General features: G+C 73.3%; 13 protein-coding genes and 1 riboswitch. Of the genes, 6 read left to right on the forward strand and 7 right to left on the reverse strand.

Annotation, left to right across the window (positions count from 1 at the left end; all coding sequences use genetic code 11):
• The first annotated feature begins 23 nt into the window (after positions 1-23).
• Genes BDW27_RS06020 through BDW27_RS06035 form a run of 4 tightly spaced genes read left to right on the forward strand, consistent with a single transcriptional unit; the run spans position 24 to position 5000 of the window.
• Positions 24-1112: an ABC transporter substrate-binding protein gene (locus tag BDW27_RS06020; protein ID WP_110048541.1), complete on the forward strand. Its 1089-nt coding sequence runs from the start codon at positions 24-26 to the stop codon at positions 1110-1112.
• The gene (locus BDW27_RS06025; RefSeq protein WP_110048542.1) at positions 1109-2212 is read left to right on the forward strand and encodes an iron ABC transporter permease; all 1104 of its coding nucleotides are present in this window, start codon (positions 1109-1111) and stop codon (positions 2210-2212) included. Before BDW27_RS06020 ends, BDW27_RS06025 begins: the two co-directional genes overlap by 4 nt.
• Complete coding sequence (locus BDW27_RS06030; protein WP_110048543.1) at positions 2209-3015, forward strand: ABC transporter ATP-binding protein; 807 nt, start codon at positions 2209-2211, stop codon at positions 3013-3015. The genes BDW27_RS06025 and BDW27_RS06030 overlap by 4 nt, the downstream gene beginning before the upstream one ends.
• Entirely contained in the window at positions 3012-5000 is a 1989-nt protein-coding gene (locus tag BDW27_RS06035; protein WP_110048544.1) for an FAD/NAD(P)-binding protein, read from the forward strand. The genes BDW27_RS06030 and BDW27_RS06035 overlap by 4 nt, the downstream gene beginning before the upstream one ends.
• Before the next feature lie 46 nt (positions 5001-5046).
• Here BDW27_RS06035 and BDW27_RS06040 read toward each other — a convergent pair whose 3' ends face one another.
• Genes BDW27_RS06040 through BDW27_RS06070 form a run of 7 tightly spaced genes read right to left on the reverse strand, consistent with a single transcriptional unit; the run spans position 5047 to position 14306 of the window.
• Positions 5047-6318 (reverse strand): amidohydrolase, encoded by a 1272-nt coding sequence (locus BDW27_RS06040; RefSeq protein ID WP_017543409.1) that lies wholly within the window; start codon positions 6316-6318, stop codon positions 5047-5049.
• Positions 6315-8339, reverse strand: a complete 2025-nt coding sequence (locus tag BDW27_RS06045; protein WP_110048545.1) for a hydantoinase B/oxoprolinase family protein — start codon at positions 8337-8339, stop codon at positions 6315-6317. Before BDW27_RS06045 ends, BDW27_RS06040 begins: the two co-directional genes overlap by 4 nt.
• Complete coding sequence (locus BDW27_RS06050; RefSeq protein ID WP_110048546.1) at positions 8336-10447, reverse strand: hydantoinase/oxoprolinase family protein; 2112 nt, start codon at positions 10445-10447, stop codon at positions 8336-8338. The genes BDW27_RS06045 and BDW27_RS06050 overlap by 4 nt, the downstream gene beginning before the upstream one ends.
• Positions 10444-11277 carry an ABC transporter permease gene (locus tag BDW27_RS06055; RefSeq protein ID WP_017543412.1) on the reverse strand — a complete coding sequence of 278 codons (834 nt, stop codon included), beginning with the start codon at positions 11275-11277 and terminating at the stop codon, positions 10444-10446. Before BDW27_RS06055 ends, BDW27_RS06050 begins: the two co-directional genes overlap by 4 nt.
• Complete coding sequence (locus BDW27_RS06060; RefSeq protein WP_017543413.1) at positions 11270-12136, reverse strand: ABC transporter permease; 867 nt, start codon at positions 12134-12136, stop codon at positions 11270-11272. The genes BDW27_RS06055 and BDW27_RS06060 overlap by 8 nt, the downstream gene beginning before the upstream one ends.
• Positions 12136-13212, reverse strand: a complete 1077-nt coding sequence (locus BDW27_RS06065; protein WP_017543414.1) for an ABC transporter ATP-binding protein — start codon at positions 13210-13212, stop codon at positions 12136-12138. Before BDW27_RS06065 ends, BDW27_RS06060 begins: the two co-directional genes overlap by 1 nt.
• Positions 13209-14306 (reverse strand): PotD/PotF family extracellular solute-binding protein, encoded by a 1098-nt coding sequence (locus BDW27_RS06070; protein WP_110048548.1) that lies wholly within the window; start codon positions 14304-14306, stop codon positions 13209-13211. The genes BDW27_RS06065 and BDW27_RS06070 overlap by 4 nt, the downstream gene beginning before the upstream one ends.
• A 58-nt stretch (positions 14307-14364) precedes the next feature.
• Positions 14365-14483, reverse strand: a riboswitch (SAM riboswitch).
• Positions 14484-14645: 162 nt separating this feature from the next.
• On the opposite strand from BDW27_RS06070, the gene BDW27_RS06075 reads away from it, so the two are divergent.
• Together BDW27_RS06075 and BDW27_RS06080 are read left to right on the forward strand one after the other, a co-directional pair.
• Positions 14646-15422 carry a thioesterase family protein gene (locus tag BDW27_RS06075; protein ID WP_110048549.1) on the forward strand — a complete coding sequence of 259 codons (777 nt, stop codon included), beginning with the start codon at positions 14646-14648 and terminating at the stop codon, positions 15420-15422.
• A gap of 54 nt (positions 15423-15476) precedes the next feature.
• Positions 15477-16817: a DUF2254 domain-containing protein gene (locus BDW27_RS06080; protein WP_110048550.1), complete on the forward strand. Its 1341-nt coding sequence runs from the start codon at positions 15477-15479 to the stop codon at positions 16815-16817.
• Positions 16818-16823: the final 6 nt, after the last annotated feature.

A 16823-nucleotide genomic window follows, 5' to 3' on the forward strand; every position in this document is an offset into this window, starting at 1 on the left:
CTCCCACCCAAGGAACGAAAGCCATGACAGCACTTCCCGGCCGCCCTGCCCGCGCGGCCACACTCGGCGCACTGACCGCTCTCGTCATCGGTCTCACCGCGTGCGGTGAGGTGGTGTCCGAGAGCGGTGACACCGCGAACGGCGGGGGTGCGACCATCACCGTGGTGGACGACGCCGACCGCACCGTCGAGTTGGCGGGACCCGTGGAGCGGGCCGTGGTCCTCAACAGCTACGGCAACGAGTTCGCGCAGGCCATCGGCGCGGGCGACCGGGTCGTGGGCTACGACCGGGTCTCCGCCAACCGGCTGCCCTACCTGGGGATCGGCGAGGACGAGATCGTCAGCGAGGACCTCCAGGAGATCAACTACGAGTCCGTGGTCGCCCTGGAACCGGACGTGTTCATCGTGCCGCGCAACGGCGCCTGGCAGGAGGCCGCGGAGCAGCTGGAGCCCTTCGGTGTCCCGGTCGTGGTCGCCACCGCCTGGGACTTCGACGTGTTCCACGAGACGGTCGACCTGCTCGGCCGGGTCTTCGCCGAGCCCGAGGGGGCCGAGGCGGTCTCCGGGTTCTACGACGAGATCTTCGACCTGGTCTCGGACCGGGTCGAGGGGACCGACGCGGTCCGCGTGTACTGGGAGACCGAGGAGCCCTACCTGACCGGGCTGCCAGGATCCGGTTTCGACCAGATCATCACGGCCGCCGGGGGCGAGAACGTCTTCGGCGACGTCGGGACCGGTGGCGACCAGCAGGCCGAGACCACCGTCGACCCGGCCTCGGTCGTCGAACGCGACCCCGAGGTGATCGTCCACGAGTTCGGGCCGAGCGCGGCGCCCACCGGCCAGGAGCGGTTCGACACCCTGCGTGACGACCTGGAGGGCCGTCCCGGCTGGGAGGACGTCACGGCGGTCTCCGAGGGCGAGGTCTACGTGAGCAACGGCTGGGCCACGAGCGGGCTCTCCAAGGCCCTGGGCGCGCTGTACCTGGCCACCTGGCTGCACCCGGAGGAGTTCGAGGACGTCGACCCCGACGAGTACCTCGCTCGCTGGGTCGAGGACTTCCAGGGCACGGACTTCGAGGGCGCGAACGCCTACGTCCAGAAGGTCTCCTCATGACGGCCGCTCCCACGACCACCGCTCCCGTGTCCCCGCGGGAACGGGAGGCGGCCCCGCGGCCGCGCCTGCGCGACCGGGGCTCCGTCCGGCGGGTCGTGCTCGGGGCCGGGGCCTTCGTGTCCGTCCTGGCCGTCGCCTGGTGTGTGACCGTGGGCACCGCGGGCGCCGGACTGTCCGACGTCTGGCACGCGGTTCGCCTGTCGGTGTTCGGCGGGGTCCTGGCCGACGAGTTCGCCCAGACGTACGCCATCATCACCAACCTGCGGCTGCCCCGGGCCCTGCTGGCGTTCGCGGCGGGCGCCGCCCTGTCGGTGGCGGGGGTGGTGATGCAGGGGTTGCTGCGCAACCCGCTGGTCAGCCCGTTCACGCTGGGGGTCTCCCCCGCCGCCGCCTTCGGCGCGTCGCTGGCCATCCTGCTCACCGGGGGTTCCGCGGGGTCGGCGTCATGGCTGGTCATCGCGAGCGCACTGGTCACGGCCCTGGCGGTCTCGGCCCTGGTGCTGGGGCTGGCCTCGGCCAAGGCCATGTCCACGGCCACGCTGCTGCTGTTGGGGATCGCCCTCACTCAGTTGTTCGAGGCCATGACCTCGGCGTTGCAGTTCGTGGCGGACGAGAACACCCTCCAGGCGATCGTGCGGTGGACGTTCGGTTCGGTCAACGACGCCTCCTGGAGCGACGTGCGCCTGGTCGGCGCGACCGCGCTCCTGGCCCTGCCCCTGCTCTGGTACTTCGCCAAGGACCTGAACGCCGTCGCCTTCGCCGGGGACGACGCCGCCCGCAGCCTCGGCGTGAACGTGACCGCGCTGCGGGTCGGGCTCATCATCGTGTCGGTGGTGCTGGCGTCGGTGGTGGTGTCCTTCTGCGGGGTCATCGGGTTCGTCGGGCTGGTCGGACCGCACATCGCGCGGCTGGTCATCGGCGCCGACCACCGCTACCTGCTGCCCTTCTCCTTCCTCACCGGCGGTCTCCTGCTCCTGGTCGCCGACACCGTGGGCCGCACGGTCCTGGCGCCGTCGGTGATCCCGGTGGGCATCGTGGTGGCCTTCATCGGCGCGCCCGTGTTCATCAACCTCATCCTCACCCGGAAGGCGGCCCGATGAGCCTCGACCTGGACTCCGTCCGCTTCGCCTACCGGCGCCACCGCGTGCTGGAGGACGTGAGCCTGAGTGTGGAGGAGGGACGGTTCTGTGCCCTGCTCGGCCCGAACGGGTCGGGCAAGTCCACCCTGGCCAAGATCGTCGCCCGGGTGCTCAGGCCCGAGTCGGGCAGCGTCTCGTTCGGCGGCCGCGACCTGCTGGCGGCGCCGCGCCGTGAGCACGCGCGGGTGGTGGCCTACGTTCCCCAGTCCGGGGAGGCGCCGTTCGACCAGTCGGTGCGCGACGCCGTCCTGTTGGGCCGCACCCCCCACATCGGCCTGCGGCCCTCACGGCTGGACCGGGAGGTCGTGGACCGCGCCATCGACCAGCTCGGGTTGACCGACCTGCGCGACCGCCAGTTGTCGCAGCTGTCCGGAGGTCAGGCACAGCGGGTGCTGATCGCCCGGGCGCTGGCCCAGGAGCCGAAGGTGCTGCTGTTGGACGAACCGACGTCGGCCCTGGACCTGCGCTACCAGATCGAGACGCTCCAGATCGTGCGGGCGGTGACCCGGACTCAGGGGGTGACAGCGCTGATCGCGATCCACGACCTCAACCACGCGGCGCACTTCTGCGATCAGGCGGTCCTGCTGCACGGCGGCCGGATCGTCGCCGACGGTCCCCCCTCGCGGGCCTACGACCCGCAGGTGCTGAGCTCGGTGTACGGGTTGGACGTGCGGGTGAACAGCGGTGAGGGTGGGGTGGTGGAGGTGCGGCCGTCCGTGCTGGAGCCCACCACTGTCGGAGCGAACGGAACGGACGGGCCATGAGCGGTACACAGGACACCGGCGCACCGGCGCGCGACGACCTCGCCCGGAGCGCCGGGCACGGTGCGCAGGAGCGCTTCGACGCGGTCGTGGTGGGCGGCGGCCCCCGAGCCGTCGCGGTGGTGGTGCGGCTCGCCGCACGGCTGGGCGGGGGCGAGCGGCCCGTGCGCGTGGCGGTGGTCGACCGGGTGGAGGTCGGTGCGGGCGCCACCTGGCGCACCGACCAGTCGCCCCTGCTGCTCAACAACACCTACAGCGCGCACACCACGATCCACGCCGACGAGAGCACCCGTATGGACGGGCCGGTCGTGCCCGGCCCCGACCTGGTGCGCTGGGCCTCGGACGGCCGCGTCCCGGCCGACCGCCCGGAGTGGGCGGCGCGGGAGATCGCGGAGCTGCGTCCCTGGTCCTTTCCCTCCCGGCGTCTCCAGGGCGTCTACTACGACGAGCAGCTGGCGGACGCGGTGGCGACCGGCCGGGTCGAGGTGACCCCCGTCCTCGGCACGGCCGTGGACCTGGAGTCCGCCGGGAGCGGTTGGCGCACCGTGGTGCTGGAGGACGGTCGCAGGCTGGCGGCGCCCTCGGTGGTCCTGGCCCAGGGCATGGTGCAGACGCGTCGTTCGCCCCGGGTCCGGTCCCTGGCGGCGGCGGCGGAGCGGCACGGACTGGTGTACGTGGAGCCGGGCATGCCCGCCGAACGTGCCTGGGACCGTGTGCCGGGCGGTGAGACCGTGCTGGTCGCGGGGCTGGGCGCGAACTTCTTCGACGTGGTGGCGCTGCTGACACAGGGGCGGGGCGGACGCTTCGTCCCGGCCGGGGACCCCGCGCGTCCGTCCCGGCTGCGCTACCTGCCCGGCGGGGACGAACCGCTTCTGGTCGCGGGGTCGCGCCGCGGGCTCCCCTACCGTGCCAAGGCCGCCTACGCCGACGGTTTCCCACCGGGCTACGAGCCGGTCCTGGCGACGCGGGAGTGGTTCGCGCGGGTGGCCGCCGCGTCCTCGCAGGACTTCCGGACGGCGGTGTGGCCGCAGCTGGCCCGCGAGTTCGCCTGGGCCCACCTGTCAGTGCTGTTGGAGCACCGGCCGGAGGCCGTCCGCGAAGGCCTCGGGCGCGGTGAGCTGCTGTCCGCGCTGGAGGAGGCCGACGCTGACGGCGTGGACGCGGTGGTGGCGGAGGCGGTGTCCGACCCACGGCTGCGACTGCGGACGGGACGGCTGGACCGGCCCTCGCCGCCGACCGGAGGGGCGCCGTTGTCGGAGGAGGAGTGGCGTGCGGAGGTCGCGCGCTTCGCGGAGGCGGAACTGGAGACCATCGACGCCCCCGAGAGGAGTCCGCGCAACGCCGTGAACCGGGCGATGGCGGCGCTGCGCGGGCCGGTACAGCGCCTGGTGGGGCTCGGCGCGCTGGACGGCGCGAGTGTGGCGCGCGACGTCGCGGGCTGGTTCACTCCGCTGGGCCTGGCCCTGGCGTCGGGTCCGCCTCCGCACCGGGCCGCCCAGGTGCTGGCGCTCATCGACGCCGGCGTGGTGGAACTCCTGGGCGAGGGGTCCTCGGTGGAGTTCGAGGACGGGCTGTTCGTCGGCCGGTCCACGTCGGTGCGGCGCGCACCCGTGTGGGCGCGGGCCTTCGTGGAGACGCGCATGTCCAAGGGGGTGGTCACCGACACCGACGATCCGCTGCTGCGGACCCTGCTGGGTTCGGGGAGAGCGCGCCTGCACCGGTGGCCCGCCTCGGACGGCCCCGCGGTCTCCAGCGGCACACTGGACGTGACCCGGGAAGGGTTCCACCTGGTCGGCGACGACGGGGCGGCGGACGAGCACGTCACGGTGCTCGGCATCCCGGCCGGCGCGGTGCAGCCGGGGTCGGCCATCGGGGCCACGCCCGGTGTGCCCTCGCCGCTCCTCGCCGGGGCGGACGTGGCCGCCGCCGGGATCCTGGCCGCCCGCGCCTCCCTCGGCACGGGCGACGCGGTGGCGGCGCGGGGCTGACACGCGGGGGCCGTCGGTCCGGTTCGCCCCGGCCGACGGCCCGACCTCACGCTCCCGAGGAACCCAGCCCGCTGAGCGCCGCGAGCGTCATCGCCCGCACCCCCGTGGACAGGGTCGGCTCCACCGCCGGGGCGAAGTAGGGAGAGTGGTTGCCCGCCTCGGCGCTCTCGGGGGCGGGCGCGGTGCCCGGGGCGAGCGCGCCCAGACCCCAGAACACCGACGGCGCACCCGCGTCGGCCCCGAAGTGCCCCACGTCCTCGCTGCCGATCATGCGGTCCAGGGGGACCACCCGGTCGGCGCCCAGGACCTCGCCGAAGACCTCCTCCAGAGCGGCGCTGGAGGCGGGGTCGTTGACGGTGACCGGGAAGGCGCCCAGGCGTCGGTAGGTCGGCGGCACCGGCGCACCGGAGACGGCCGCCTCGCCGTCCAGGACGCGGCGCGCGGCGGCCACCACACGGGCCAGCACATCGGGGTCGAAGGCGCGCGCGTTGAGGGTGAGCACCGCTTCGTCGGGGATGACGTTCTCGGCGTGCCCGGCCCGCAGGCGCGCCACGGTCAGCACCGCCTGTTCCTCCGGGTCCAGCTCCCGCGCCACCACCCCCTGGAGGCGCATCACCGAGGCCGCCGCCATCACGACGGGGTCGACGGTGCGGTGCGGCTGCGAGCCGTGGCCGCCCCGGCCGGTCAGCGTCACCTCCAGGTTCTCGGTGGCGCCCAGCACCAGGCCGGGGCGCAGGGCGAGGACCCCGGCCGGGAGGGGGAACACGTGCTGGGCGAACACGGCGGACGGGGTGCCGAAGCGGCGGTAGAGGCCGTCGTCGAGCATCGCCCGGGCCCCGGCCCCGTTCTCCTCCGAAGGCTGGAGCACGGCCATGACCGTCCCGCTCCAGTCCTCCCGCGCGGCCGCCAGGACGGAGGCCGCCCCGACCAGGCAGGTGACGTGCATGTCGTGCCCGCAGGCGTGCATGAGGGGGGTGCGGGGGTCGCCGGGGGCGCCCGCACGCGAGGCGTAGGGCAGACCGGTCAGCTCACGGACCGGCAGGGCGTCCATGTCGGCGCGGATGAGCACCGTGGGGCCGGGGCCCGAGCGGAGCACGCCCACCACGCCCGTGCCGCCCACGCCGGTGGTGACCCGGTAGCCCGCGTCCGCCAGGGCGGCGGCGCCCACGGCGGCGGTCCGCTCCTCACCGAAACCCGGTTCGGGGTGGGCGTGCAGGTCCCGGTACAGGTCCGCCAGCGCCGCGGGGTCGGTTCCGGGTGCGCCCGAGCCGTAGCGGGAGAGCACGGCGCGGGCGCGCGCCCGGTCCACCCCCGTCACGGCAGCTCTCCCTCGCTGCGGGCCGCCTCGTCCTCCAGGGCCGCCACCGCCTCCAGCAGCCCCGCGCGGGCGCCCTCCAGCTCGCGGTCCGTGGCCGGGACCGAGGGGAAGCCGTCCGGAAGCAGGTCCAGGGCCTCGCCGAGCACGCGTACTCGGCGCCCGTGCCGGGCGGGTGCGGGCAGGCGGAACAGGGCCGCGATCAGGCGGTCGGCGGTGGTCTCGTCGTAGAGGCCGTCCCACCGGTCCCGTTCGGGGCCCAGGACGTGGGCGCCGCTCGCGGGGGTCCCCGCGGCCCTCAGCTCGGCGGTGCCCTCGGGGTCCACGGCGGCTCTGGCGCCCTGGCCGGTCACGGCGACTCCGTAGTCGCGGGCTGCGGCACCGGGGCTGACCACGCCGCTCACGACGTCGCGCAGGACCTCGGACTCGGGTCGCTCGAACGGGTCGCCGTAGCCTCCCGCACCCGAGGTGCGCAGCGTCACCGTGTCACCCTGGCGCAGGGCCAGGACGTCGATCTTGCCCACCCGTCGCTCCACGCCCTCGGCGGAGGCGACGACGAGTTCGGCGGGCGCTCCGGCCCCGCCGCCCTCGCGCCCCCAGGGGCGGAAGCGGAGCCGTTCCAGTCCGCGGGCCAGCAGTCGCGAGTCGTCGCGGGTGACGCGGAAGGACAGCTCCAGCCCGCTGCCGCCGCGCCAGCGCCCCGCGCCGCCGGAGTCGGGGCGCAGGCCGTAGCGGAGGATCTCCACGCCGATCTCGGTCTCGACGGTCTCCACGGGGTTGTTGGACAGGTTGGAGATACCGCTGTCGCGCCCGTCCACGCCGTCGGAGCCCGCCCGGGCGCCGGTGCCCCCCACCATGGGTTCGAGGACCTGGACGTTCTGACCGCCCGCGTGCCGCTCGGCGACCACGACCGGGACGACCAGGCCGCTGCTGGCCGCGGGCATGACGTCGGGCGCGGCCAGGGCCAGCGCCCCGCCGAGCGCGTCGTTGACCCGGGAGGCGGTGGCGTGGCGGATGCCCACGGCGGCCGGGTGGCGGGCGTTGACGACCGAGCCCTCGGGCGCGGTGACCCCGACCGGGGCGATGAGTCCGGCGTTGAGCGGGGCGCTCGGGTCCAGGGTGCAGATCAGCGCCAGGACCCGGGTGGTGATCCACGCGTGCGCGGTCCCGTGGCTGGCGATGTTGAAGGCCGCCTCGACCTGGGGGTCGGATCCGGTGAAGTCCAGGTGCAGGCTGTCGGCGGAGACCGTCACCGTGACGCTCACCCGTACCGGGACCGGGGTGAGCGCGTCGTCGTCGAGGTAGTCGGTGAAGCGGTAGGTGCCCTCGCGCAGCCGGGACAGCGCCGCGCGCGCCCGCCGGGCGGTGTACTCGACGAGGTCGCCGTGGGCGGCCAGGACGTCGGCGGACCCGTGTGTGGCCACGACCGCCGCCAGGCGCTCGCCGCCGGTGCGCAGGGCGGCCAGCATGGCCTGGAGGTCGCCCTCGTTGGCCTCCGGGGACCGGCTGTTGGCGGCCAGGAGGGCGGCCACGTCACGGGCGGGCTCCCCGGCGCGGACCAGTTTGACCGGGGGGATCTGGAGTCCCTCCTGGTAGATCTCCTGGTTGGTGGGCGACAGGCTGCTGGGTACCCGGCCGCCGATGTCGGAGCAGTGGATGAACGCCCATCCGTAGCCGATGACCGCGCCGTCGTGGAAGTAGGGGCGGATGAGCTGGATGTCGGTGAGGTGCGTGGCCAGGCCGCCGGACCGGTAGGGGTCGTTGGTGACGATGACGTCGCCGTCCTCCAGCGGACCGACCGCCTCGATGGCGGCGGTCAGGTCCAGCCCGACGAAGCCCGAGACGCCGATACCGCGCGGGTAGGCGGAGAAGCGGCCGTCGGGGCCGGCCAGCGCGCAGCAGAAGTCGGCGGTCTCCTTGACGTACAGCGAACGGCTGGTGCGCTGGAGCGTCAGGCACATCTCCTCGGCGAGGGCCGTGAGCTTGTTGCCGATGATCTCCAGGGTGATCGGCGGGAGTTTCATGATCGGCTCCTCAGGCGCAGGTGACCGGACGGCTCGACCTGGGCCGACCATCCGGGTGGGACGAGGACGGTGCTGTCGTCCTGGACGATGACGGCCGGTCCGGTCAGGCGGTGGCCGGAGCCGAGCGCGGCGCGGTCGTGGACGGCGGCCCGCACGTCGCGGCCGTGCACGGTGACCGTGCGCTGGGCGCGTGGTTCGACCTCACCGGTCGCGGGCGCGGCCCGGTCGGCTCCGGGGTCGGGGCGGGGGGCGACGACCGCGAGGCGGACGGTGCCCACGCGGATCGCGGCGCCGGTGTCGCGGAACCCGTAGAGGCGCTCGTGCTCGGTGTGCAGGGCCTCGGCCAGGGCGGCGGCGTCCAGCTCGGAGGGGTCGTCCGCCTCGCCCAGGGCGACGCGCAGCTCGTGGGCCTGTCCCAGGTAACTGAGGTCGGCGGAGGCCTCCAGCCGGACCGGTCCGGCCTCGTGGCCGCCCTGGTCGGCGAGCCAGGACCGGGCCCGCTCGGCGAGGTCGTCGAGCACCGAGCGGACCGCGGCGGCGGACTCCGCGTCGAGGGGGCGGCGCAGGCTCCGGGCGAAGTCGCGGCGCAGGTCCGCGCCGACCGCGCCGAGGGCGCACAGGGTGGCGGCCGAGGCGGGCACGAGGATGTCGGTGATGCCGACCTCCTCCGCGAGGAGGGCCGCGTGCGTGGGTCCGGCGCCGCCGTAGGGCACGAGCGTGAAGTCCGCGGGGTCCAGTCCCCGGCGGGCCAGGGTCTTGTGCAGTTCCACGGCCATCCCGGCGGTGGCGATGCGCAGGGCGCCGTCCGCGATGGCGCGGGCCGTCTGGTTCCCTTCGCCGTCGAGCGCGCGGGCGAGGTCGGCCAGGGCGCCCTCGGCGGCGTCCCGGTCCAGCGACATGCGCCCGCCCAGGAACTCCTCGGGGTCGATGACTCCGGTGACCAGGTAGCAGTCGGTGATGGTGGGCCGCTGGCCGCCGCGCCCGTAGGCGATGGGGCCGGGGTCGGCTCCGGCGCTGTCCGGTCCGGTCTTGAGCAGGCCGAAGTCGTCGACCCGCACCACCGAGCCGCCGCCCGCGCCGATCGCCCCGACCGCCACCACCGGCAGGATGAGGGGCATGCCCCCGATGGTGGTGTTGACGGCGAACTCGGGCGCGCCCCCGACGGTGACCGCGATGTCGCTGCTGGTTCCGCCCATGTCGAACGTCACGACGTCGGTGGTCCCGGCCGCCTGGGCCAGGCGGGCCGCGGCGGTCACCCCCGCCGCGGGCCCGGACAGCACGGTCTCGATGGGCCGTGCCCTGGCCGAGGCCAGGCTGAGCGAGCCGCCGTTGGAGGCGGTGATGAAGATCGGGGCGCGCACGTCCAGGCCGGTGAGGAGTTCCTCCAGCCGGTCGAAGTATCCGCTCATCAGGGGCTGGATGTAGGCGTTCATGCAGGCCACGAGTGTGCGTTCGTACTCGCGGACCTCGGGCCAGACGGCGGCGGAGGAGACCAGGGGCACGTCGGGGACCAGGGCGGCCAGGCGCGCGGTGAGGTCGGCCTCGTAGTCGGGCGCGGTGTGTCCGTGGAGCACGACCACCGCGGCGGCGTCGGCTCCGGTGGCGGAGAGTTCCTCGGCGGCGCGGACGAGGTCGGCGTCGTCGGGGTCGCGCAGGACGCGCCCGTTCGCGTCCAGTCGGGCGTCCACCTCGATGACGCGTTCGCGCGGGACGAGTGGTTCCTCCTTGGCGGCGTGCAGGTCGAAGGAGGACGGCATCCGGCTGCGGCCGATCTCCAGGATGTCGCGGTGGCCCCGGGAGACGATGAGCGCGATCCGGGCCCCGCGCCGCTGGATGATGGCGTTGAGGCCGATGGTGGTCCCGTGCGCGATGTCCACGACGTCGGCGGGGGCCAGCCCCGCGGCCGCGGTGGCCGCGCTGAGTCCGCGGGCCACCGCGAGGGCGGGGTCCGCGGGCGTGCTCGGCTCCTTGTGGTGGGCGGTTCCTCCGCCGGGAAGGGTCAGCACGACGTCGGTGAAGGTGCCGCCCACGTCGATGCCGACCCGGGGCCCCCGGGGCGGGTCGGTCCCCGCGCCGGTCCGGGTTCCGGTCGCCGCGTCGTCGTTCACACTGCCTCCGTGAGTCGGGTCATCCGGTCGACGACCACCATCACCGCGACGCTCGCGAGCATGAGCAGCGTGGAGACCGCGGCGACCGATGGGTCGAGTTCGAACTTCACCGCCGAGAAGACGCGCACAGGGACGGTGGTGGTGTTGGCCCCCGAGATCAGGACCGACACCGCGACCTCCCCGAGCGAGGTGACGGCGGCGAACACCGCGCCGGCGAGGATGCCGGGGCGCAGGAGCGGCAGCGTCACGGTGAGGAACACGCGGACGGGTCCGGCCCCCAGGGTGGCGGCGGCGCGTTCCAGGGCGGGGTCCAGGCGTGCTGCGCTGATCATGATGGTGCGGACGGTGAAGGGAAGCGCCACCAGGGAGTGCGCCAGCCACAGCCCCGGAACGCTGTTGAGCAGGCCCAGCCCCTGGAAGTAGTAGAGGAGTCCCAGGGCGATGATGATCTCCGGGACCATCAGGGGCGCGAGCGCGGTGGCCTCCACGAGCCGCCGCCCGGGGAAGGTCCCGCGGGCGAGTCCGTAGGCGGCCAGCGTGCCCAGCACCGTGGTGGTCGCCACGACCATGAGCACCAGCAGTCCGCTGAGGCGGAACGAGACCGCCCAGTCCGGGGAGGACAGCACGGAGGCGTACCAGCGCAGGGACACGCCCTGCGGCGGGAACTGGAGCGAGGCGGTCGGGTTGAGCGAGCTGACGGCCAGCACGATCAGCGGCGCCGCCAGGAAGAACAGGATCAGTCCGACGGGCAGGCCGAGCGCGATCCGCCCCGCGAGCCGGGCCGGGGAGCCGCGTCGGCGCGCGCGGGGCGCGGCGGTGGACTCAACCATCGTGCCTCCTCTCCCAGAAGCGGAATCCGGCGCCCATGGCGGCGACGCAGACCAGGGTCAGCGCCAACAGGGTCAGGCTGAGCGCGGCCGCGACGGGATAGTCGTAGACGCTGGTGATCTGGCTGTACACGCGTAGTCCGGCCAGCGGCTGGTTGGCGCCGCCCACCAGGAGCGGGGTGATGTAGATGCCCATGGCCAGCGGGAAGACCACCATGCACGCGGCGGCCACGCCGGGCAGGCTCAGCGGCAGGGTGACCCGCGCGAAGGTTCGGGCGGCGCCCGCTCCCAGGCTCTGCGAGGCACGCCGCAGGTGGGGGTCGATACCGCCCAGGGCGGTGGTGAGCGGAATGATCGCGAAGGGCAGCAGCACGTGGGTCACCGAGACCACGACCGCCGTGTAACTGGTGAGCAGGGGCAGCGGCTGGTCGGTGATCCCCGTTCCCACGAGGAGGCGGTTGACCGCGCCGTTGGCCGACAGCAGCACCACCCAGCCGTAGCTGCGCACCACGACACTGGTGAGCAGCGGAGAGAGGACGATGACGAACATCAGGGTGCGCGTCAACCCCGTGCGGGTCCGGGACAGGGCGTAGGCGACCGGGTAGCCGAGCACCAGGCACAGCGCGGTGACCAGGAACGAGGTCTGGAGGCTGCGCACGAGCGCCTGGGAGAAGAAGGCCTCGGTGAACACCCGCTCGTACTGGACGAGCGAGAACTCGGGGAGCGGGTTGCCGCTCCCGTCGACCGGATGCAGGCTCAGCGACAGCACCCGTACCAGGGGTACCAGGAACACCAGGAGCAGGAACACCGCCACGGGCAGTACGAACCCCACGCCGGACAGGCGTTCCCGGGTCGCCCTCATCAGGCGCCGCCCGTGTCGCGGAGCCGGATCACGCTCTCGGCGTCCCAGTGCGCGGTCACGCGCGCCCCCAGGGCGGGGGGCTCGGTGTCGGTGCGGGCTCCCAGGGACAGGGACTCCCCCACGCGCACCCGCGTCTCCCAGCCGTCGCCGAGGAAGGCCCGGTGGACCACCTCTCCGTAGGCGCCGCCGTGTCCGGCGGCCCCCAGGGGGCGCTCTCCCGCGGAGACGCGGACGCGCTCCGGCCGCAGGGCCAGGGACACCTCGCCGGTGGGCGGCTCCGCCAGGCCGGTGCGGACCAGCGCCCCGTCGACGTGGACGCCCTCGGTCCCGCCGACGCCCTCGATGATGTTCGCGGCGCCCACGAACTCGGCCACGAAGCGGCTCACCGGGGCCGAGTAGACCTCCTGCGGGGTGCCCTCCTGCTCGACGCGTCCGCCGTTGAGGACCACGATGTGGTCCGACAGCGACATGGCCTCCTCCTGGTCGTGGGTCACGAACACCATGGTGATGCCGAGCCGCTGTTGGAGGGCCCGCAGGTCGACGCGCATCTCGCGGCGCAGCTGCGCGTCGAGGTTGGACAGCGGCTCGTCCAGGAGCAGGACGTCGGGCCGGGTGGCCAGGGCACGGGCCACGGCCACCCGCTGCTGTTGGCCGCCGGACAGCTGCCGGGGACGGCGCCGCGCGAAGGCGGCCAGACCCACCAGGTCCAGTGCCTCCGACACGCGCCGGTCCCTCTCCGGACGCGGCGTGCGGCGCGCCCGGAGGCCGTAGGCGACGTTGTCGGCCACCGACATGTGCGGGAAGAGGGCGTAGTTCTGGAAGACCATGCCCAGGCCGCGGCGGTGCGGGGGCACCGCGGTGACGTCGCGGCCGTCGATCGTGATGGAGCCGCCGTCGGGCTCGACGAACCCGGCGAGGGCGTGCAGCAGGGTGGTCTTGCCGCAGCCGCTGGGCCCGAGGATGGACAGGAACCGGCCCCGGTGGAACGCCAACCGGTCGATGTCCAGGATCCGTGTCCCGCCGTAGGCCGTGGTGAGCGACTCGACGACGATGTGTTCGGCGTGGGCGTCGGTCACTGGAAGATCTCGTTCCATCGCTGCTGCCAGTCGTTGAGGTTGGGTGTGGCGGCTCCGTAGTCCACCCAGGTGAAGCCCTCGTAGACGTCGGTGCCGTAGCTGATGCGCTCGTCGAACTCGGCGGAGTGGTCGATGCCGGTGTTGCCGCCGCCGTAGAAGGTGCCCTCGGCGAACGGCTTCTGGTGTTCGGCGGAGGTCAGGTAGTCCAGGAACGCGTAGACGTTCTCGCGGTTCTGGGTGCCCTCGGCCACGTAGTAGGAGGTCAGGGCACCCACGGCACCGGACTCGGGGTAGGTGAAGCCGATCGGCTGCCCCTCCTGCTCCATGGCGGTCGCGCGCCCGTCCCAGAACGGCACGATCCAGGCGTCGCCGTTCTGGAGCACGGTGCCGACGTTGCCCGCGTCGGAGGGGTAGGCGGACACGCAGTCCTGGAGCTCCTCCAGGCGCTCGAAGGCGCGGTCGACGGCCGCGGGGTCGGACAGGTCGCCGCCCTCGGAGGCCACCAGGCCGGAGAAGAACTGGAGGCCGATGTTGTAGGTGAGCGGGGGCAGGGCCACGTGGCCGCAGTACTGCTCGTCGAAGATGTCCTCCCAGTCCTGCGGGGGATCCTCGACGAGGTCGGTGCGGTAGACCAGCCCGGCCGAGCCCGTGGTGAGGGGAGCCCCGTAGGAGGTACCGTCCACGGTGGACTGCTCCACCAGCACCGGGTCGAGTTCGGACCAGTGGGCCAGGGCGTCGGGGTCGAGGGGCTGGACGAGGTCGTTGGTGACGGCCTGGTGGAAGGTCTCCGAGGTGAGCGCGACCAGGTCGAAGGGGGGGTTCTCGCCCCCGGCGGCACGCATCTGGGTGACCCACTCGCCGTCGGCACCGGTGACGACGTTGACCTTGATCCCGGTCTCCTCCTCGAAGGGTTCGACGAAGGAGGAGGTGAAGAGTTCGCCCCAGGGGCCGGCGAACGCGGTGACGGTGATCTCGCCGCCTCCGGAGCCGTCCTGGGCCGAGGTGTCGATCCCGCCGCAGGCGGTGGCGCCGATGAGCAGCAGGGCGCCGCCCGCCGCGTGGAGAGGGAGACCCAGTCCTCGGGGTACTCGCATCGTTCTTCCTTTCACCGTTTCGGGATCGAGGTACACGGCGGGGCGAGTGGAGGAGGGACTCCTGCGCTTGCCGTCGGAGCGCCGGTGCTCCGAGGACCGTGTCCTCACCCGGGGCACCCCACCGCAGCGGAGGGTTGCCGTCCAGCCAGCCGGGGCTTGTCGCTGGAACTCATGACCAGCAGGAACGTACCACGAAAACCACTTTTCCTACCAAAAAGGTTATAAACACCACTTTTCTCAGGGGCCCCAGTGGCCCCATTCGGCGGTCTCCGGTGACGGGGCGGTTCGAGCGGTGGTGGATGATGCTGGAGGCACGAACCCGTCGTACAGGAGAGCACCTTGGGCCAGAACGCGTACTTCGTCCGGGTGGGCGCCGACCGATACCTGCCCACCGAACACGTCAGTGGCGCCTGGAACACGACCGAACAGCACTTCAGCCCCCTGGGCGGGCTGATCGCCCACGTGATCGAGTCCCACTCCGCGGGGAGGGGGCTGCTGCTCTCGCGGATCTCCTTCGACATCCTGGGCAGGCTCCCGATGGTCGAGTGCCGAGCCGAGGTGGAGACCCTCCGCCCCGGGCGCACCATCGAGCTGGTGGAGGCCCGCGTCTTCGCCGAGGACCGCATGGTGGTGCGGGCCCGCGCCTGGCTCCTGGCCCCCGGAGACACCAGTGGGGTCGCGGGCGGCGCCGCCGGGCCGCTGCCGGACCCGGAGGGACTCGAGCAGCGCCGGATGAGCTCGCTCTGGCCGGGCGGCTACATCGCCTCGCTCGACGTACGGCCGGTCGGCGAACCCGGGCGCGGCCGCGGCACGGCCTGGCTCACGACCGACGTCGAGCTGGTCCAGGGCGAACAGGCCGGTCCGGTGGCCTCCTACGTCGCTCTGGTGGACACCGCCAACGGCGTCGCCGTGCGGCAGGCGCCGACGGAGTGGATGTTCCCGAACGTGGATCTCACCGTGCACCTGCACCGCCGACCGGAGGGCCCCTGGGTGGGACTGGACACCCGGGTGGTGTTCGGGCCCACGGGTCTGGGGCTGACCAGCACGGTGTTGCACGACCGGCTCGGCGAGGTCGGGACGGCCGAGCAGTGCCTCACGGTGCGCCCGCTGAGCTGAGGAAACCCGTGTCGGCGCACGCCCGACCACCGTCCGGATGACTAGGTTCGGAGCATGGCTCGAACACGCAGACTGGCCGGTTGGGCGATCGGCGAACGCGTCCGTGAGTCGTTCGTCCTGGTACCGGTGTCGGGCATGGTGCTCTTCGCCCTGTTGGTGCCCCTCATCGTCACAGTGGACGCCCTCGTGGGCGCGGTCCTGGTGGAGTTCAACGGAGGGGATCCGGAGCGGGCGCGCCGGGACCTCGCCGATCTCGTGGAGAGCGGCCGCACGGTCATCCAGACGATCGGTCCCGCGACGCTCACGGTCATGGGTGTGGTCTTCAGCGTCACGCTGGTGGCGATCCAGATGGCCACCACCAAGCTCTCCCCGCGCATCATCTACCTGTTCACGCGCAGCTGGACCACCAAGATCACGCTGACGGTCTTCCTCGGCACGTTCGTGTACACGGTGGGGGTCCTGTATCTGAGCGGGCTGTACTCCGACGAGGAGCACCCCTTCGTTCCGCTGCTGTCGACGTTCCTGGCGGTGCTGCTCCTGGTTCTGTGCCTGGTGAGCTTCCTGTTCTTCGTGGGCAGCACGGTCAACCTGATGCGGGTCACCTACGTGATGGACCTCATCGCTCGTGGGTCGCTGGAGCAGATCCGTCTGCTGGCCCGCACGCCGTCGGGTGTGGAGGGCGGACCCTCCGGCGCGCTCGTCACCCGGGTGCGTTCCCATGCGGAGGCGGGGGTGCTGACCTGGGTGGACGAACGCGCGCTGGCCAGGTGGGCCAGGCGCAACGACGCCTTCGTGCGGGTGGTCCCCTCCGTCGGCGACTACGTGCCCGGGTACGGGGAGGTCCTGGTCGTGCACTCCTCCCGCCGGGTGCGGGCCCCCGAGCGAGCCGCGCGCACGCTGCACACCGGACGGGAGCGTTCGACCTACCAGGACCCGGCCTTCGGGCTGCGCCAGATCGTCGACATCGGCGTGCGGGCCCAGGGGTTCGGCGAGAACGATCCGACCACCGTCGTGCAGTGCGTTGATCGCGTCCAGCCGCTGGTGGCTGCGTTCTCCGAGGTGTCGGTGCCCGCGTGGACGGTGTGTGACCGCCGGGGTGTCCCCCGGGTGCGGGTGCCGATGCCCTCCTGGGAGGGGTTCGTGGACCTGGCCTTCGCCGAACTGGTGTTGCAGAGCGAGGGCCACACCCAGGTGACCCGGCGTCTGGCGGCGGCACTGCGGGACCTCGAGGCGGAGGTGGCGCAGGAGCACCGGCCCGCGTTGGGGCGCTACCGGGAGGAGCTGCGCCGGGTGTGCGAACACCACCTGCCCGGGCACCTGGTGGAGTTCGCCCTGACCCCGGACCGCCAGGGTCTGGGCGGGGGTTCGCGGGGAGCCGCGCCCCTCCCGGGCTGACCGACC

Origin of the sequence: Nocardiopsis sp. L17-MgMaSL7 (assembly GCF_003182025.1) — a bacterium.
Classification (GTDB): Bacteria; Actinomycetota; Actinomycetes; order Streptosporangiales; family Streptosporangiaceae; genus Nocardiopsis; species Nocardiopsis prasina.

Excerpts from the sequence above, each read along its gene's own strand:
- BDW27_RS06025 (WP_110048542.1), top strand. The coding sequence starts at position 1,109 with ATGACGGCCGCTCCCACGACCACCGCTCCCGTGTCCCCGCGGGAACGG.
- BDW27_RS06045 (WP_110048545.1), bottom strand. The coding sequence starts at position 8,339 with ATGAAACTCCCGCCGATCACCCTGGAGATCATCGGCAACAAGCTCACG.
- BDW27_RS06030 (WP_110048543.1), top strand. The coding sequence starts at position 2,209 with ATGAGCCTCGACCTGGACTCCGTCCGCTTCGCCTACCGGCGCCACCGC.
- BDW27_RS06035 (WP_110048544.1), top strand. The coding sequence starts at position 3,012 with ATGAGCGGTACACAGGACACCGGCGCACCGGCGCGCGACGACCTCGCC.
- BDW27_RS06060 (WP_017543413.1), bottom strand. The coding sequence starts at position 12,136 with ATGAGGGCGACCCGGGAACGCCTGTCCGGCGTGGGGTTCGTACTGCCC.
- BDW27_RS06070 (WP_110048548.1), bottom strand. The coding sequence starts at position 14,306 with ATGCGAGTACCCCGAGGACTGGGTCTCCCTCTCCACGCGGCGGGCGGC.
- BDW27_RS06080 (WP_110048550.1), top strand. The coding sequence starts at position 15,477 with ATGGCTCGAACACGCAGACTGGCCGGTTGGGCGATCGGCGAACGCGTC.
- BDW27_RS06055 (WP_017543412.1), bottom strand. The coding sequence starts at position 11,277 with ATGGTTGAGTCCACCGCCGCGCCCCGCGCGCGCCGACGCGGCTCCCCG.
- BDW27_RS06020 (WP_110048541.1), top strand. The coding sequence starts at position 24 with ATGACAGCACTTCCCGGCCGCCCTGCCCGCGCGGCCACACTCGGCGCA.